The organism is Mesorhizobium sp. LCM 4576 (assembly GCF_001854815.1).
Classification (GTDB): Bacteria; Pseudomonadota; Alphaproteobacteria; order Rhizobiales; family Rhizobiaceae; genus Mesorhizobium; species Mesorhizobium plurifarium.
On the sequence record NZ_MDDT01000017.1, the window covers coordinates 85,571 to 101,640 of the forward strand.

The 16,070-nt window shown below is 64.3% G+C and carries 12 protein-coding genes and 2 pseudogenes; 7 read left to right on the forward strand and 7 right to left on the reverse strand.

Annotation, left to right across the window (positions count from 1 at the left end; all coding sequences use genetic code 11):
- Positions 1–192 precede the first annotated feature (192 nt).
- Positions 193–750, forward strand: a complete 558-nt coding sequence (locus LCM4576_RS09250; RefSeq protein WP_071031821.1) for a fasciclin domain-containing protein — start codon at positions 193–195, stop codon at positions 748–750.
- Between the two features lie 220 nt (positions 751–970).
- On the forward strand, positions 971–1,474 hold the full coding sequence (gene msrB, locus LCM4576_RS09255; protein ID WP_071031822.1) for a peptide-methionine (R)-S-oxide reductase MsrB: 504 nt from the start codon (positions 971–973) through the stop codon (positions 1,472–1,474).
- A gap of 89 nt (positions 1,475–1,563) precedes the next feature.
- On the opposite strand, the gene LCM4576_RS09260 is transcribed toward msrB, so the two are convergent.
- On the reverse strand, positions 1,564–3,177 hold the full coding sequence (locus LCM4576_RS09260) for a DHA2 family efflux MFS transporter permease subunit (RefSeq protein ID WP_071031823.1): 1,614 nt from the start codon (positions 3,175–3,177) through the stop codon (positions 1,564–1,566).
- Between the two features lie 141 nt (positions 3,178–3,318).
- Positions 3,319–4,512, reverse strand: coding sequence for an HlyD family secretion protein (locus LCM4576_RS09265; RefSeq protein ID WP_071031824.1), 1,194 nt, complete (start codon positions 4,510–4,512; stop codon positions 3,319–3,321).
- Between the two features lie 132 nt (positions 4,513–4,644).
- Between LCM4576_RS09265 and LCM4576_RS09270 the strand changes: the two genes are divergently transcribed.
- Both LCM4576_RS09270 and LCM4576_RS09275 read left to right on the forward strand, forming a co-directional pair.
- A complete protein-coding gene (locus tag LCM4576_RS09270) occupies positions 4,645–5,343 on the forward strand; it encodes a TetR/AcrR family transcriptional regulator (RefSeq protein ID WP_071031825.1) in 699 nt (232 codons plus the stop codon).
- Positions 5,344–6,121: 778 nt separating this feature from the next.
- Positions 6,122–8,056: pseudogene (locus LCM4576_RS09275) on the forward strand (DNA translocase FtsK); the annotation flags it as partial.
- A 27-nt stretch (positions 8,057–8,083) separates the two neighbouring features.
- On the opposite strand, the gene yihA reads toward LCM4576_RS09275, so the two are convergent.
- From yihA to LCM4576_RS09290, 3 genes are all read right to left on the reverse strand, one after another.
- Positions 8,084–8,755, reverse strand: a complete 672-nt coding sequence (gene yihA, locus LCM4576_RS09280; protein WP_071031827.1) for a ribosome biogenesis GTP-binding protein YihA/YsxC — start codon at positions 8,753–8,755, stop codon at positions 8,084–8,086.
- Positions 8,752–9,390, reverse strand: a complete 639-nt coding sequence (locus LCM4576_RS09285) for a CatB-related O-acetyltransferase (RefSeq protein ID WP_071031828.1) — start codon at positions 9,388–9,390, stop codon at positions 8,752–8,754. Before LCM4576_RS09285 ends, yihA begins: the two co-directional genes overlap by 4 nt.
- Positions 9,391–9,483: 93 nt before the next feature.
- Entirely contained in the window at positions 9,484–9,798 is a 315-nt protein-coding gene (locus LCM4576_RS09290) for a hypothetical protein (RefSeq protein WP_071031829.1), read from the reverse strand.
- 167 nt (positions 9,799–9,965) lie between these two features.
- Between LCM4576_RS09290 and LCM4576_RS09295 the strand changes: the two genes are divergently transcribed.
- From LCM4576_RS09295 to LCM4576_RS09305, 3 genes and pseudogenes are all read left to right on the forward strand, one after another.
- A complete protein-coding gene (locus LCM4576_RS09295) occupies positions 9,966–10,430 on the forward strand; it encodes a MarR family winged helix-turn-helix transcriptional regulator (RefSeq protein ID WP_071031830.1) in 465 nt (154 codons plus the stop codon).
- Positions 10,423–11,709 carry an HlyD family secretion protein gene (locus tag LCM4576_RS09300; RefSeq protein WP_071031831.1) on the forward strand — a complete coding sequence of 429 codons (1,287 nt, stop codon included), beginning with the start codon at positions 10,423–10,425 and terminating at the stop codon, positions 11,707–11,709. Before LCM4576_RS09295 ends, LCM4576_RS09300 begins: the two co-directional genes overlap by 8 nt.
- A pseudogene (locus LCM4576_RS09305) lies at positions 11,706–13,246 on the forward strand (DHA2 family efflux MFS transporter permease subunit). The gene LCM4576_RS09300 and the pseudogene LCM4576_RS09305 overlap by 4 nt, the downstream one beginning before the upstream one ends.
- Before the next feature lie 627 nt (positions 13,247–13,873).
- Here LCM4576_RS09305 and yidC read toward each other — a convergent pair.
- Positions 13,874–15,694, reverse strand: coding sequence for a membrane protein insertase YidC (gene yidC, locus LCM4576_RS09315; protein ID WP_071031833.1), 1,821 nt, complete (start codon positions 15,692–15,694; stop codon positions 13,874–13,876).
- Positions 15,695–15,708: 14 nt separating this feature from the next.
- A complete protein-coding gene (gene rnpA, locus LCM4576_RS09320) occupies positions 15,709–16,062 on the reverse strand; it encodes a ribonuclease P protein component (RefSeq protein WP_071031834.1) in 354 nt (117 codons plus the stop codon).
- Positions 16,063–16,070 lie beyond the last annotated feature (8 nt).

A 16,070-nucleotide genomic window follows, 5' to 3' on the forward strand; every position in this document is an offset into this window, starting at 1 on the left:
CCAAAGAAGAAAAAAAGGGTTTTATCTCTCACCTATGGCGGATGAGAAAAGTCCTATGCCGTCACGGATAGCGCAGGTGAAATAAATCGAGCAAGAAAAAAATCTCGCAACGGTCGTGAAACTTACTTTTTTCGAGCCCGTATCTCCTCGCGTTCCCAAGGATGGGAAGAAAAACCCGAGGAGACTGACACCATGCGTAAACTCGCCACCCTTTTGCTTGCCTCCGCGCTCGGCTTTTCCGCGCTCGGCGCCGTCGCCTACGCCGCCAATCCGATGGTCGGCGGGGCACCGATGTATGCCAAGAAGAACATCATCGAGAACGCCGTCAATTCGAAGGACCACACCACGCTGGTCGCCGCGGTCAAGGCCGCCGGCCTTGTCGACACGCTCCAGGGCGCCGGCCCCTTCACTGTCTTCGCGCCGACCAATGAGGCCTTCGCGGCGCTGCCTGCCGGCACGGTCGACACTCTGCTCAAGCCCGAGAACAAGGACAAGCTGACCAAGGTGCTGACCTGCCACGTCATCGCCGCCAAGGCGCTGGCCGCCGATGTCGCCAAGATGGCCAAGGCCGATGGCGGYGCGCACCAGGTCAAGACCGTCGGCGGCTGCGAGCTGACGTTGAAAGCCGAGAAGGGCAAGGTCACCGTCACCGACGAGAACGRCAATGTCGCCCACGTCACAATCGCCGATGTCCGCCAGTCCAACGGCGTCATCCACGTCATCGACAAGGTTCTCTTGCCGAAGATGTAACAAAGCGGGCCGAAGATGTAACAAAGCGGACCTGGCCGGCGAAGACATGGCTGAGCGCCGGCCGYGACATCCAAGATCCGCGCCGCCGACAAGGGTGTGCTCCGCGCTGTCCCGTAAGGGCGGCGCGGAGCAGCATCCGAGCAAGAACGGACAGAGCGTCACCGGCTTTTGATTTCCGGGCGGCGCTCTATCTTGGCAAAATGCGTCAGGAGGAACGGCCATGAACCGTCGCGATTTTCTCTGGAGCGGGGCAGCCGCCACCGCTCTCATCGTCGGATCCGCAGCGATGCTGCGCGCCGGCGGGCCTAAGCCAGCCTTGGCCGCCGAGACCTTCGAGGTCACCAAGACCGATGCCGAGTGGCATGCCATCCTGTCGGACGAAGCCTTCGACGTGCTGCGCAAGCAGGGCACGGAATATCCAGGCACCAGCCCGCTGCTCAACGAGCATCGCAAGGGCATCTTCGCCTGCGCCGGCTGCGACCTGCCGGTCTATTCGTCGGAAACCAAGTTCGATTCCGGCACCGGCTGGCCGAGCTTCTATCAGGAGATCGCCAACTCCATCGGCAAGACCGTGGACAATTCGCTCGGCATGACTCGCACCGAGGTGYATTGCCGGCGCTGCGGCGGCCATCTCGGCCATGTCTTCGACGACGGCCCGCCGCCCACCGGCCTGCGCCATTRCATCAACGGCGTGGCGCTGAGCTTCAAGCCGGCCTCTGCTTAACCGATTTCTCTCCAAAAAGAATGACCCCGGAAATCGTCGCCGATTTCCGGGGTCACGCGTTGAGGAGGCCAGGCGGGGGTTCCGGCTCCTCAATGGCCTCCGCCGCCACCGCCGCCCTGCTGCGCCGGCTTGTTGATGAACAGCACGAAGAATCCGAGCGAGGCGAACAGCACCGTCAGCATCATGAACACGTCCATGAAGGACAAAAGCGCCGCCTGTTGATGAGCCATGCCGGACAGTTTCGAGATCGCGGCGCTCGTGGCGTCGAGGCCGGCGGTCTGCTCGAAGGTCAGCGTCATGTTCTGCAGCTTGGTCTGTGCGGCCTGGCTGCCCCACTGCACATGCTCGGAAAGCCGCGCATAGTGGAAGGCGTTGCGGTCGATCAGCACCGTGTTGATCAGCGCGAGGCCGACCGCGCCGCCGAGATTGCGGGTCAGGTTGAACAGGCCCGACGCGTTCTTCAGCCGTTCCGGCGGCAAGGTGCCGAGCGCAATGTTGTTGATCGGCACCATGCACAGCATCATCGAGCAGCCGCGCAGGATCTGCGGGATCAAGAGCTCATAGAAATCCCAGTCGGCGGTGAGATGCGTCATCCACCAGGTGCCGGTGGCGAAGCCGACGAAGCCGATCATCATCATCAGCCGGAGGTCGATCTTGTTCGACAGGATGCCGGCGACTGGCGCGGTGAAGAACATCGCCAGGCCGCTGACGAACAGCGCCTCGCCGATCATCATCGAATCGTAGCCGCGGATGCGCCCGAGGAACACCGGATAGAGATAGGTGAGCCCGTAAAGGCCGATGCCGACGACGAAGGAGAACAGCGAGCCGAAGGCGAAGTTCACGTTGCTGAAGGMCCTGAGGTCGACGATCGGCTCCTCGGCGGTGAAGACGCGCCAGAAGAAGATGACGGCGCCGATGGTCATGATGATGGCGCAGGCAAACACCGCCGGCTCCTGCAGCCAGTCATGGTTCGGACCTTCCTCCAGCACATATTCCATACAGCCGAGGAACGCGGCCATGCCGATCAGGCCCCACCAGTCGAACTTGGAGAACAGTTTCAGGTTGGGCTTGTCGAAATCGATCAGCGCCCAGGCGGYAGTCGCCACCAAAATGCCGGGCACGACATTGATCAGGAACAGYCAGTGCCAGGACATGGCGTGGCTGATATAGCCGCCCACCGTCGGGCCGATCGTCGGCGCCAGCGTCGCCACCAGGCCGATCATCGGCGAGACGACGGCGCGCTTGGAGGGCGGGAAGATGGTGAAGGCGGCCGCGAACACGCTGGGGATCATGCCGCCGCCGATGAAACCCTGGATGGCGCGGTAGACGATCATCTGGTCGATATTGGTGGCGGTGGCGGCGAGCGCGCTGGCGGCGGTGAAGCCGGCGGCCGCTGTGGTGAACAGCACGCGCGTCGACAGCATGCGGCTGAGGAAGCCCGACAGCGGGATCATCACCACCTCGGCGATCAGATAGGCGGTCTGCACCCACGGGATCTCGTCGGAGCTGGCGCTCAGGCCAGCCTGGATTTCCGACAGCGAGGCCGAGACGATCTGGATGTCGAGGATCGCCATGAACATGCCRAACACCATCGCCAGGAAGGCGACGACGCGGCGCACAGGCATATGGTCCGCGGGCAGGGCCGGCGCGGCGGCTGCCGGACGTCCGGGCATTGCCCCTGCTGTAATGGTTGCGGTTGCCATCTCATGGCCTCCCTAAGCAATTATCGAGAACAGGTGCGTGGCTGTCCCGAATTGCGGCGAAACAGATAGTCGGAGCGGGTCTGCCGCTCGGAAGCAGGCTGGGCGGCCCGGCGCTCGATTGGCCACCGAACCGCCCCCCGATCAGTTGGTCGTCGAGGCCGGCGCGGTGCGGCTGTCGACCGCGACGACGACGCTGAGGCCCGCGCGCAGCTTGCCGGTCTTCAAGACGTCGGCCGGCACGTCGATGCGCACGGGCACGCRCTGCACCACCTTGGTGAAGTTGCYGGTGGCGTTTTCCGGCGGCAGCAGCGAGAACACCGCGCCCGAAGCCGGCGCCAGCGAGGAGACCGTGCCTTCGAAGCTCTGGCCATCGATCGCATCGACGGTGATGCGGACCTTCTCGCCGGGCACCATGCGGCCGAGCTGCGTCTCCTTGAAGTTGCCGACGATGTAGAGCTTGTCCATCGGCACGACGACGGCGAGCTTCTGTCCAGGRCTGACGAGGTCGCCCTGCTCGACCGAGCGGTTGCCGACGACGCCGTCATAAGGCGCCTTCAGCACGGTGAAGGACAGGTCGCGCTGGGCCTTGTCGCGGGTGAGCTGCAGCGAGGCGAGCGTCGAGGCCGATTCCGCGCGCTGGGCTTCCAGCACGCCGATATTGGCCTGCGCCGCGGCGATCTGCGCATCGGCGCCGACAAGCGCCGCCTTGGCCTGGTCGAGCGCGGTCTGCGCGTCGTCGAGCTGCGCCTGCGTGCCGACATGGGTCTTGAGCAGCTGCGCGGCACGCAGCTGGGCGCGGCCGGCATTGTCGGCGGCGGCCTGGTCCGCGACCTTCTGGGCCTCGGCCTGCGAAAGCGAGGCCTGCGCCGCCTTGGTCTGCGCGTCGATGCGGTCGAGCGTCTTCGCCAACGTGGCGATCTGCGCCTCGGCCTGGGCGACCGCGATCTTGTAGTCGCCATTGTCGATGACGAACAGCGGATCGCCGGCCTTGACCCTTTGGTTCTCGCTCACCAGCACCTTGTCGATATAGCCGGATATTTTCGGCGACACGAACGACATATCGGCCTGGACATAGGCGTCGTCGGTGGAGATCATGAACCGGCCGTCGGTCCAGTAGTTATATCCATAGTAGGAACCGGCGCCGAGYAGGGCCAGGCCGATGATCGGCAAAAGGAAAGAGCGCACCGAACGCTTCTTCTTGGCGGGTGCTTCGGCCGCGGGSGCAGCAACCGGGGCGGCGGGCTGGACAGGGATTTCCGGCGCTTCGGTCGACGGTTGGGCCTTGGCGTTGGGAAAGGTGCGGACTTCGGCGGTGGCGGGCGCGTTGGAGGACATGGGTATCTCTCTGGATGTCAGTCAGACTGAACCGTTCGGTTCGAATTGGTGATTGACATAGCGCGGAAAGAGGACCATATCAAGAGGAAATCGAACCGAGTGGTTCGAAATATTTTCTAAGGAACGACTTCCATGGTCGAAACGACAGCCGATAGCGATCTGCTCGACTTACGCAAGGGCCGTCCGGCCGCCGGACAGGACCCGGTCAAGCGCGCCCAGATCATCGAAGGCGCGCGCCGCGTCTTCATAGACAAGGGTTTTGAAGCCGCCTCGATGAATGACATCACGCGCGAGGCCGGCGTCTCCAAGGGCACGATCTACGTCTATTTCGAAAACAAGGAAGAGCTGTTCGAAGCTCTCATCGAGGAAGAGCGCGGCACCATCTTCAAGAACTTGTATGAGGTGCTCGACCATTTCGATGACCTGCGCAAGACGCTGGTCAAGTTCGGCATGGGGCTCTCCGCCAAGATCACCTCGGCCAAGGTCATCCAGGCCCAGCGCACCGTGGTCGGCGCCGCCGACCGGATTCCCGAGCTTGGCGCGCGCTTCTACGAGCGCGGTCCGAAGCGCGGCCACGACAAGGTCATGGCCTTCCTCAACCAAGCCGTCGAGCGCGGCCTGCTCGAGATCGACGATGTCGACCTTGCCGCCTATCAGTTCACCGAACTCTGCCTCGCCGGCCTGTTTCGCCAGTGCATCTTTTCCTACCGCACCAAGGCGCCGACCCAGGCCGAGATCGAGCGTGTGGTGACGTCCGGCGTCGACGTGTTCCTCAAGGCCTACGCCACGGAAAAATTCCTCGCCGAGGAAAAGGCGTTGCAATCGGCCTGACCGTTCGCGCGCGCTGGCTCCCAAAGCGCGCGAAGCGCGGCTGAAGGCCGCGGCGCGTCTTTGAAGGCGCGGGCATGACGGCTGAACGCGACGTCGCCGAGGTCGGCCGCTGGCCTCCTCAAGACCTCCCTCCCAAAATGTCGATTGGCCTCGTCCGGCAGGCGCTGTCGGAAGGACCTGTTAACCATCGCTTCCTATGTCTCGGGAGACGTTCAATCGGCGAGTCTCGAGAATGACATCCATGCGTTTTCCCCGTGCCAACCTTTCCGGCGCTTCCGCCTATCAGGGCGACGACGATCACCGCGCGGAGGATGTCGGACGCCGGGGCGGGGTTCCGCAGYCGCAAACGGGGCAGGTCGTGACGTTGCGATCCTCGATTCAGGGCGAATCGAACGCCGCTCGCGGCGCATCGGCCGAATCGGCCGATGGCGGCGAGTTCAGCCGCCCGGCATGGCAGGATTATTTCTTCCTCGCGCCCAATGTGCGGTTCACCCGCACGCCGGACACCGACCTCGCCCGGCGAACCGCCCYGCAGGAAGACGCCGCGCCAGGCAAGGCGCCTGCGGTTCAGCCCGTCCGGCCCGCGCCTCCGGCTCCGGCGCCTGCCAATCCAGTTCGGGCTATTCCCGCTGCGACTGAGGCTCGCGCTGCGGCGCCGGCACGGATCAAACCGGTCCACGCACCTTCCACGGCGGCCCCAGCCACCGTCCCGGTTCCTCCGGCCGCGCCGACTCAGGCTGCCGCCGCTTCGACGCCAAAACCGCGCCCGAGCGGACTGCGCTGGTCCTATCTTTCCGATCATGCCTTCTTCGAATTCGGCATGCCTTTCCTCGCCGAGCGCCTGGCGCGGGCGCGTTTGAGCGAAACCGGTCAGGCGGCCGCCGTTCCGGCGCAACCATCGGTCAAACCRATGCCGGCGCAGCGTCCGGCGGCCCAGCCAAGTCAGTCCCATGTCCCCTTCATGAGCGAGGCGACGTCGTTTTACCGGGTCATCGAATGGCGCTCTAGCGCAACGAACGCCGGCCCTGCCCCGACGCCGGCCCCCGCGTCCGTCCAACTGACGCTTGTCGAGTCCGTGCCGGTTTCCGCGCCCTCAAGCGCAAGATCGCCGAGGCAGGCGCCTTCGCTGCCCATGGCCGGCGAAGTCGCGCCRCTGTCCGCGATGGCCGGCTACGAGCTTCCCTCCGAAGACCTTCTGCAGCTGCCGCCGGAGGGCCAGGGCTTCTACATGTCGCAGGAGCGCATGGAGCAGAATGCCGATCTGCTCGAAAGCGTGCTGGAGGATTTCGGCGTCAAGGGCGAGATCATCCATGTCCGGCCTGGGCCGGTCGTCACGCTCTACGAGTTCGAGCCGGCGCCGGGCGTCAAATCCAGCCGCGTCATCGGCCTGGCCGACGACATCGCCCGCTCGATGTCGGCTATCTCGGCGCGCGTCGCCGTGGTGCCGGGCCGCAATGTCATCGGCATCGAGCTGCCCAACGAGACGCGCGAGACGGTCTATTTCCGCGAGCTGATCGGATCGGCCGGCTTCCGCAACACGTCCTGCAAGCTGGCGCTCGGCCTCGGCAAGACGATCGGCGGCGAACCGGTCATCGCCGAGCTCGCCAAGATGCCGCATCTGCTGGTGGCGGGCACCACCGGTTCCGGCAAGTCGGTCGCCATCAACACCATGATCCTGTCGCTGCTCTACCGGATGAAGCCGGAGGAATGCCGCCTCATCATGGTCGATCCCAAGATGCTGGAGCTCTCCGTCTATGACGGCATCCCACATCTTTTGACGCCGGTCGTCACCGATCCCAAGAAGGCGGTCACAGCGCTCAAATGGGCGGTGCGCGAGATGGAGGACCGCTACCGCAAGATGGCGCGCCTCGGCGTGCGCAACATCGACGGCTACAACCAGCGCGCTGGCTGCGCCCGCGACAAGGGTGAGGTCGTGACCATGCAGGTGCAGGTGGGCTTCGAGAAGGGCACCGGCGAGCCGCTGTTCGAGGAACGCTCGATCGACCTCGCGCCCATGCCCTACATCGTCATCATCGTCGACGAGATGGCCGACCTGATGATGGTGGCCGGCAAGGAGATCGAAGGCGCCATCCAGCGCCTGGCGCAGATGGCGCGCGCCGCCGGCATCCATCTGATCATGGCCACCCAGCGCCCGTCGGTCGATGTCATCACCGGCACCATCAAGGCAAATTTCCCGACGCGCATCTCCTTCCAGGTAACGTCCAAGATCGACAGCCGCACCATCCTCGGCGAGCAGGGCGCGGAACRGCTGCTCGGCCAGGGCGACATGCTGCACATGGCCGGCGGCGGGCGCATTTCGCGCGTGCACGGCCCCTTCGTTTCCGACCTGGAGGTCGAGCACGTCGTGGCGCATCTGAAAGCGCAGGGACGTCCCGAATATCTCGATACCGTCACCGCCGACGAGGAAGAGGCAGAGGAAGCAGCCGACACCGGTCCGGTCTTCGACAAAAGCGCGATCGCCGAGGAGGACGGCGACGCCCTTTACGAGGAAGCCGTCAAGGTGGTCAAGCGCGACAAGAAATGCTCGACCTCCTACATCCAGCGCCGCCTCGGCGTCGGCTACAACCGCGCCGCTTCATTGGTCGAGCGCATGGAGAAGGAAGGTCTGGTCGGCGCGCCCAACCATGTCGGCAAGCGCGAGATCCTCACCGGCCGGCGCGACCGCGAGCCGGAGCGGGACGAGATGGACTGAGCGGGCCGCGCCAGGGCGACAACTGCCTCAACCGCCGTTCGCCACCAGGGCGATGGCCGCGCGCAGCTCGTCCAGGCCCGCCGCTTTCYCCGAAGATGTGGCCAGCACCACCGGAAACGYCGCCGGCCGCTTCTTGATCCTGGCCAGCGTCTCCTCGATCAGCCTCGRCACGCCGGCGGCCTTGATCTTGTCGGTCTTGGTCAGCACCACCTGGTAGGACACCGCCGCCTTGTCGAGCAGGGTCAGCACCTCCTCGTCCTTGGCCTTGATGCCGTGGCGCGCGTCGATCAGCACATAGACGCGCTTCAGCGTCACGCGGCCCTGCAGATATTCGTAGATGAGTTTCGTCCACTCATCGACCTTGTCCTTCGGCGCGCTGGCGTAGCCGTAGCCCGGCATGTCGACCAGCGCCATCGGCGGCAGGTCGGCGCCTTCGCCGGAAAATCCRTCGGGCACGAAATAGTTGAGCTCCTGCGTGCGGYCCGGTGTGTTCGAGGTCCGCGCCAGGCCCTTGTGCCCGACCAGCGCGTTGATCAGCGACGACTTGCCGACATTGGAACGGCCGGCGAAGGCGATCTCCGGCGGGCCTTCGGGCGGCAGGAACTTCATCGACGGCACGCCGCGGATGAAGACCCAGCCGCGGGTGAACAGCTCCGGGCTGATCRCCGTCTCGTTCGTGCTGTTGTTGGGCGCGTTCAAACCGCTGCCTCCAGTTTTGCAATGTCGGCGCCGCGAATGGCGTTGAGATTGCGGCTGATCTTGTCGACCGGCCAGTCCCACCACGCGGCCTTCAAAAGCCGCCGCACCGTGAATTCGTCGAAGCGCATCTTCACTATCCTTGCCGCATTGCCGGCCACGATCGCATAAGGCGGCACGTCGTGCGTGACAACCGATTTCGCCGCCACGATGGCCCCATTGCCGATCCTGACGCCCGGCATGATCACCGCATCCATGCCGATCCACACGTCATTTTCGACGACGGTGTCGCCGCGGATCTCCTTCGACCAGGTTTCAGGATCAAAACCGTCCTCCCAGCCATGGCCGAAGATGTTGAACGGATAGGTCGAGAAGCCGGACATCGCGTGGTTGGCGCCATTCATGATGAAGCGCRCGCCTTCGGCGATGGCGCAGAATTTGCCGATCACCAGCCGGTCACCGATGAAGTCGTAGTGATGCAGCACGCATTTTTCGGCGAATTTATCGGGACCCTCGGGGTCGTCATAATAGGTGAAGTCGCCGATCTCGATGTTGGGCGACGTCACCAGCCCTTTCAGGAAGCCGACGCGCGGATGCATCGCGATCGGATGCTTGATGTTGGGATTGGGCCCGGTCATCGCCCCCCTCCATGGTTCACAGGCATGTTCGGGCGCAGCCGGCGGCGCCCGCGCGCGATCAAACTAACGTGATCTGGCCGCGGCACCAACCGCTCAGTGGTTGCCGCGGCAGATCACGATCGGGTTGGAAAGGGCGCTGTCGAAGCCGCTGCCCTGATAGACCTGGACATTCGCCGCCCCTGGCGGCAGCGAGAAGCTGCCTTCGACGATTTTCTGCTCGCCCGCCGTCGTGTGCAGGGCCCAGCTGAAGGTGCAGAATTGCGGCGGCGCCTTGGGTTGYACGTGGCTGCAATTGAGCTGCGYGCCTCCAAGCATTGCCGCTCCGCCGCAGCTCACCGCATCCTTCGCGGCGGCCGGAAGAGCGTATCCCACGAGCAGCGCCAGCATGGCGATCTTGAGCCGATTCATCGTCTGGTCCTTGCCCTGACCCCAAGCCGGTCGKGCCGGGTTCTGGCCTATGCGATATTTTTACCAAGCGCCTTAGTCGGTCTTGCGCTCCACGTCCAGCAGGATTATGTGCATGATGATAATAAGCATGCTCACGAAAGTTTGTYCGCCCGTTCCGAAGTCCTCACATGTCCACCTCGCCCAATATCAGCTTTGTGCTGCACGATGTCGCGCGCCTGCTCAGGAAACGTTTCGAGCAGCGCTCGCGCGCCTTTGGACTGACCCGCGCGCAATGGCAGGTGCTGTCCTATCTCTCGCGGCAGGAAGGCATCCATCAGAACAAGCTGGCCGACCTCATCGAGATCATGCCGATCACGCTCGCAAGGTTGCTCGACAAGATGGAGGCGGGCGGCTTCATCGAGCGCCGGCCCGATCCGGCCGATCGCCGGGCGTGGCTTATCTATCCGACCCCGAAGGCGCATCCGCTCATCGAAGTGATGCGCAGCAATKGCCAAAAGACGCGTGGCGAGGCCTTTGCCGGCCTGTCCGCGGACGCGCAGCAGCAGCTGCTGCAAACCCTTTGCCTGATTAAATCCAATCTGCTCGAGGCCTGCGCCCAGCCGGCCGTCGACCGGGAGAAAGTCCATGTCTGAAGGAACCTCACCCAGAAAGCCCGCCGGCGAGGAAAGCGAAAGAGCAAGCGACCAGGTCATTCGCCTGGACAGCCAGCGCGAGCAAAGGCGCGGCAACCCGCCTGTCGTCGAAGACGATGAGCTGGAAGCGCTTGTGGCGCCGGAGCCGGCGACGCTCGAGGCGCCATCGGCCCAGYCGAAACCGGCTTCCGTCACGGTGGCTCCGCCCGCTCCCGTCAAGCCGCGCCGCAGCCTGACGCGGCCGGTCCTGTTTGCGCTGCTGCCTATCGCGCTGGTGGCCGGCGGCTACTACTACGTCGTCGGCGGTCAGATCATGACCACCGACAACGCCTACATCCAGGCACAGTCGCTCGGCGTTTCCACCGATGTCTCCGGCACCGTGCAGGAGATCGACGTGCACGACAACCAGGCGGTGAAGAAGGGCGATGTGCTCTTCCGCCTGCGGCCGGCCTCCTTCGAGACCRCGCTCGCCGGCGCCAAGGCGCAACTCGGCACGGTGCGCAACCAGGTGCTGACGCTGCAGGCGAGCTACCAGCAGTCGCTCGCTGCGATCGACCAGGCGCAGGCGGACATCCCCTATTACGAGTCAGCCTTCCAGCGTCAGCAGGACCTGCTCAAGACCTCGACCGCTTCCAAGGCGACCTTCGACAGCGCCCAGCACGACCTCATAGCGGCCCGCCAGAAGGTAACGGTCGCCAAGGCGCAGGCGCAGGCGATGCTTGCCCAGCTCGGCGGCGACGCCAGCCAGCCGGTCGAGCAGAATCCCTTCTACCTGCAGGCCCAGTCGGCGGTGGACGACGCGCAGCGCAACCTCGCCGACTCCGTCGTCAAGGCGCCGTTCGACGGCATCGTCACCAATGTCGACGCGCTGCAGGTCGGCAAGTACCTGCCGGCCTCGCAGCCGGCCTTCAGCCTGGTGTCGTCGACCGACATCTGGATCGCGGCCGAGCCCAAGGAAACCGAGCTCACCTATGTGCGTCCCGGCCAGAAGGCGACGATCAGCATCGACGGCTATCCGGGCGAGGTCTGGCACGGCACCGTCGGCTCGATCAGCCCGGCTTCGTCATCCAGCTTCTCGCTGCTGCCGGCGCAGAACACCAGCGGCAACTGGGTCAAGGTCGTGCAGCGCATCCCGATGCGCGTGACGATCGACGATCCGGACGGCAAGCCGCCGCTGCGCGGCGGCATGAGCGCGGTCGTCAGCATCGACACCGGCCATGCCCGCGGCCTGCCCGATTTCGTCACCGACCTCCTCAAGCGTTWCGGACAAAAGTCATGACAGCGGCTTCCGCGACAGGCGCGCCCGTGGTCGCCAATCGCGGCGCCATCACCGCTTGCGTGATCCTGGCGGTCATCATGCAGGCGCTGGACACCACCATCGCCAATGTGGCGCTGCCTTATATCCAGGGCAGCGTCTCGGCCAGCGCCGACCAGATCAACTGGGTGCTCACCTCCTACATCGTCGCCGCCGCGGTGATGACGCCGCCGTCCGGCTATCTCGCCAACCGCTTCGGCCGCAAGCGCATCCTGCTGGTCGCCATCACCGGATTCGTCGTGGYCTCCGTGCTGTGCGGCTTCGCCCAGTCGCTRCCGCAGATCGTCGRCTTCCGCCTGCTGCAGGGCCTGTTCGGCGCGGCGCTGGTGCCGCTGTCGCAGTCGATCCTGCTCGACATCTACAGCGTCGAGGAGCGCGRCTCGGCCATGGCGTTGTTCGGCGTCTCGGTCATGGTCGGCCCGGTGCTCGGCCCGGTCATCGGCGGCTGGCTGACCGAGAACGTCTCCTGGCGCTGGGTCTTCTACATCAACGTGCCGATCGGCGCGCTAGCCTTCATCGGCGTTTCGATGTTCGTCCAGGAAACCAAGCTCGACCTCAAGGCCAGGACTGGCTGGGCTTCGGCATGCTGTCGATCGCCATTGCCTCGCTGCAGATGTTCCTCGACCGCGGCGAGCAGCTCAACTGGTTCTCCTCGGCCGAGATCATCGTCGAGGCGCTGGTCTGCGCATCGGCCTTCTACATCTTCATCGTCCACACCTTCACCGCGCGTGACACATTCGTGAACCCGCGGCTGTTTCTCGACCGCAACTTCTCCGTCGGCATGATCTTCATCTTCATCATCGGCATCACCTATCTCGCCTCGCTGGCGCTAATGACGCCTTACCTGCAGACGCTGATGGGCTATCCGGTGGTGACGGCCGGCATCGTCATGGGGCCGCGCGGCCTCGGCACCATGGCCTGCATGTTCATCGTCGGCCGGCTGGTCGGCAAAGTCGACACGCGCTGGCTGCTGTTCATCGGCCTCGCCATTACCGCCTGGGCGATGTACGACATGACCGGTTGGACGCCGGACGTCTCGCAATGGACGATCATCAGCACCGGCTTCATCCAGGGCGCCGGCCTGGGCTTCCTGTTCGTGCCGCTCACCACCATCACCTTCGCCACGCTGGCGCCGGAGCGGCGCGCCGAAGGCACCGGCCTCTACAATCTGTCGCGCAACATCGGCTCCAGCGTCGGCATTTCGGTGGTCACGGCGCTTTTGACGCAGAACCAGCAGATCAACCACGAAAACATCGCCACCTATGTGACGCCGTACAATCCGGCCTTCAGCGACCCGGCGATCTCGCAGGCGCTGAGCCCTTACACCGCCGCCGGCCGCGCCGCGCTCGACGGCCTGGTCACGCTGCAGGCGACGATCATCTCCTATATCGACGACTTCAAGCTGATGATGATCCTGTCCCTCGCCGCCATCCCGCTGGTGCTTCTGCTGCGYAAGCCCGGCACGCCTGCCAAGATCGATCACAGCGCGGTCATGGAATAAAAGGACCGGGATCCCGCCGCCTGCGGGACCCCGGCCTGCCGGACGACCTCCCAAACACCGGCGTCRCTGCGCCGGAAGCCGTCGCGGCCTTTTTGGGGAGGACGAGAATCATACGAAGCGGCCGCGCGCGGAGTTTCACGGCCTCGATCCATTTTCCGAAAATTGTAGAGAGCCCAGTTCACATGCCGGGGCTTTTTGTTGGAGACGCCGGCGATTGGCGAAAACCTCCGCATGATCGTCATTCCAGGGCGGAGCAAGGAGCGCAGCGACGCGGCGCAGACCCTGGAATCCATGCCGTTACGCCAAGGCGTTGYAGCGGTTGCAGAATTCTGCACCGTTGCACTCCACGGCAGAGGTCACGGCATGGATACTCGGGTCAGGCCCGAGTATGACGACGTCACGGAGGGATTCGGCTAACCGCGTAGGTTAGCGCCAACAGCGCCGGCTCACTCGCCGCCACCTTGAACCACAACGCCGTTTCACCGAATGTGCCGACCAACCCCGAATGCGTCGTGCGGCCCGCCTCGGACGGCAAGGCGATCGGTCGGACGCCGACGGAAATGTCGATATCAGACAGCAAAAAACCCCGGCCGAAGGCCGGGGCTTGACGTTGGTGAGGTGCGCCTTCTATTCCGCCGGCGATGGTTTCTTGCGGAACATCGCCGCCAGATTGTCCCACAACTCGATCTTGGCGCCCTGGCGCTTCATGATCACGCCTTGCTGCAGGATCGACAGCGTGTTGTTCCAGGCCCAGTAGATGACGAGGCCGGCCGGGAACGAGCCCATCATGAAGGTGAAGATCACCGGCATCCAAGTGAAGATCGCCGCCTGCGTCGGATCCGGCGGCGCCGGGTTCATGCGCATCTGCAGGAACATGGTGATGCCCATCACCACCGCCCAGGCGCCCATATGCGGCAGGAAGGCGGGCGCCGCGAAGGGCAGCAGGCCGAACAGGTTGAAGATCGACGTCGGATCCGGCGCCGCAAGGTCGTGGATCCAGCCGAAGAACGGCGCGTGCCGCATCTCGATGGTGATGTAGAGCACCTTGTAGAGCGAGAAGAAGACCGGGATCTGCAGCGCCACCGGCCAGCAGCCGGCGAGCGGATTGATCTTCTCGGTCTTGTAGAGCTCCATCATCGCCTGCTGCTGCTTCATCTTGTCGTCCGCGTATTTCTCGCGGATCTCGACCATCTTCGGCTGCACCTTCTTCATGTTCGCCATCGAGGCATAGGACTTGTTAGCGAGCGGGAAGAAGATCGCCTTGACGATGACGGTGGTGGCGAGGATCGCCAGGCCGAAATTGCCGAAGAATTTGTAGAGCGTGTCGATGAGCCAGAACATCGGCTTCGTGATGAAATAGAACCAGCCMCAGTCGATCAACAAGTTGAACTGGCGAATGTGACGGTCGGCCTCATAAGCGTTGATCTTGGCGACTTCCTTGGCGCCGGCGAAAATCTCTGTCTCGACAGTCGCGGACTGACCGGCATCGACATTGATTGCGTCAGTCAGGAAGTCGGACTGATAGCGGTGACGTCCGTCCTCGAAATAGGCATAGCGCGRCTGGAAGGGCTGCTTCTCGGTCGGCACCAGTGTCACGGCCCAGTATTTGTCGGTGATGCCGAGCCAGCCGTCGGTCGACTTGCCGGGCTTGACTTCCTTGTCCTTCTCGATCGCCGAATATTTGTACTCCGACAGCCCCTCGCTGCCGGTGACGCCGATCAGGCCTTCATGCAGCACATAGGTGCTGGCGACCGCCGGCTTGTCATAGCGCGTGACCCGGCCATAGTTGAACAGGCTGACGGGGGCGCTGCCTGAGTTCTGCACCGTGTCGGAGACGGTGAACATGTAGTCGTTGTCGACCGAGATGGTGCGCTTGAAGGTCAGGCCCTTGTCATTGGTATAGGTCAGCGTCACCGGCGTCGACGGGGTCAGCGTCGGATTGCCCTCGACGCTCCATACCGTGTCCGAGCTTGGCACTGCGCCCGTCTTGTCGGTGCCGACAAAACCGATCTCGGCGAAATAGCCGGTAGGTAGCGCCTGCGGGTTGAGCAGCTCGATCTCGGGTGAATTCTTGTCGACCGTCTCGGTGTAGTGCTTGAGCTTCAGGTCGTCGAGGCGCGCCCCGGTCAGGTTGATCGAGCCCTCGAGACTCGGCGTGTCGATCTTGACGCGCTTGGTCGCGGCGATGGYCTGATCACGGCCGGCCGCCGTCATCGTGTCGCCGCCGGGCGCGCTGGGAATCGCGCCGGCGGTGGGAGCCGGCGTTCCGGCCGCGCCGGAGTGGGCGCCGCCGCCCGCTTCCTTCTTCTGCGCCTCGACGCGCTGCTGCTCGATGCGGGCCTGCTCGCGCTGCTGCTCCATCTTCGGGTTCATGTAGAACACCTGCCAGAGCGTCAGGATCAGCACCGACAGCGCGATGGTGATGAAGAAATTGCGGTTGTTTTCCATCGAAAGCCCTTGGCCTATCGTGTGCCGCGCAGCCGGCGGGAAAGCTCGGCCTTCAACTGGCCGAACGGAATGGCGAGCACGTCTTCGCGCCCGACGATGACATAGTCATTGCCGGGCGCCATGTCATCGGYGGCATGCACGCGCACGGCTTCCCTCAGCCGCCGCCGGACGCGGTTGCGCACCACGGCGTTGCCGACCTTCTTGGTGACGGTGTAGCCGACGCGCGGCGCGGAATCGTCGCCGCGGTCGAGAACTTCAACGAGAAAAAGCCGCCCGCGGCGTTTCTCGCCGCCGCGCACAGCCAGGAAATCCGCGCGTTTCAGAAGCCGCCCGGGAACCTGTCCCTTTGGCTTGCCGGGTGCGGGCAACGATCTCG

Excerpts from the sequence above, each read along its gene's own strand:
- LCM4576_RS09270 (WP_071031825.1), top strand. The coding sequence starts at position 4,645 with ATGGTCGAAACGACAGCCGATAGCGATCTGCTCGACTTACGCAAGGGC.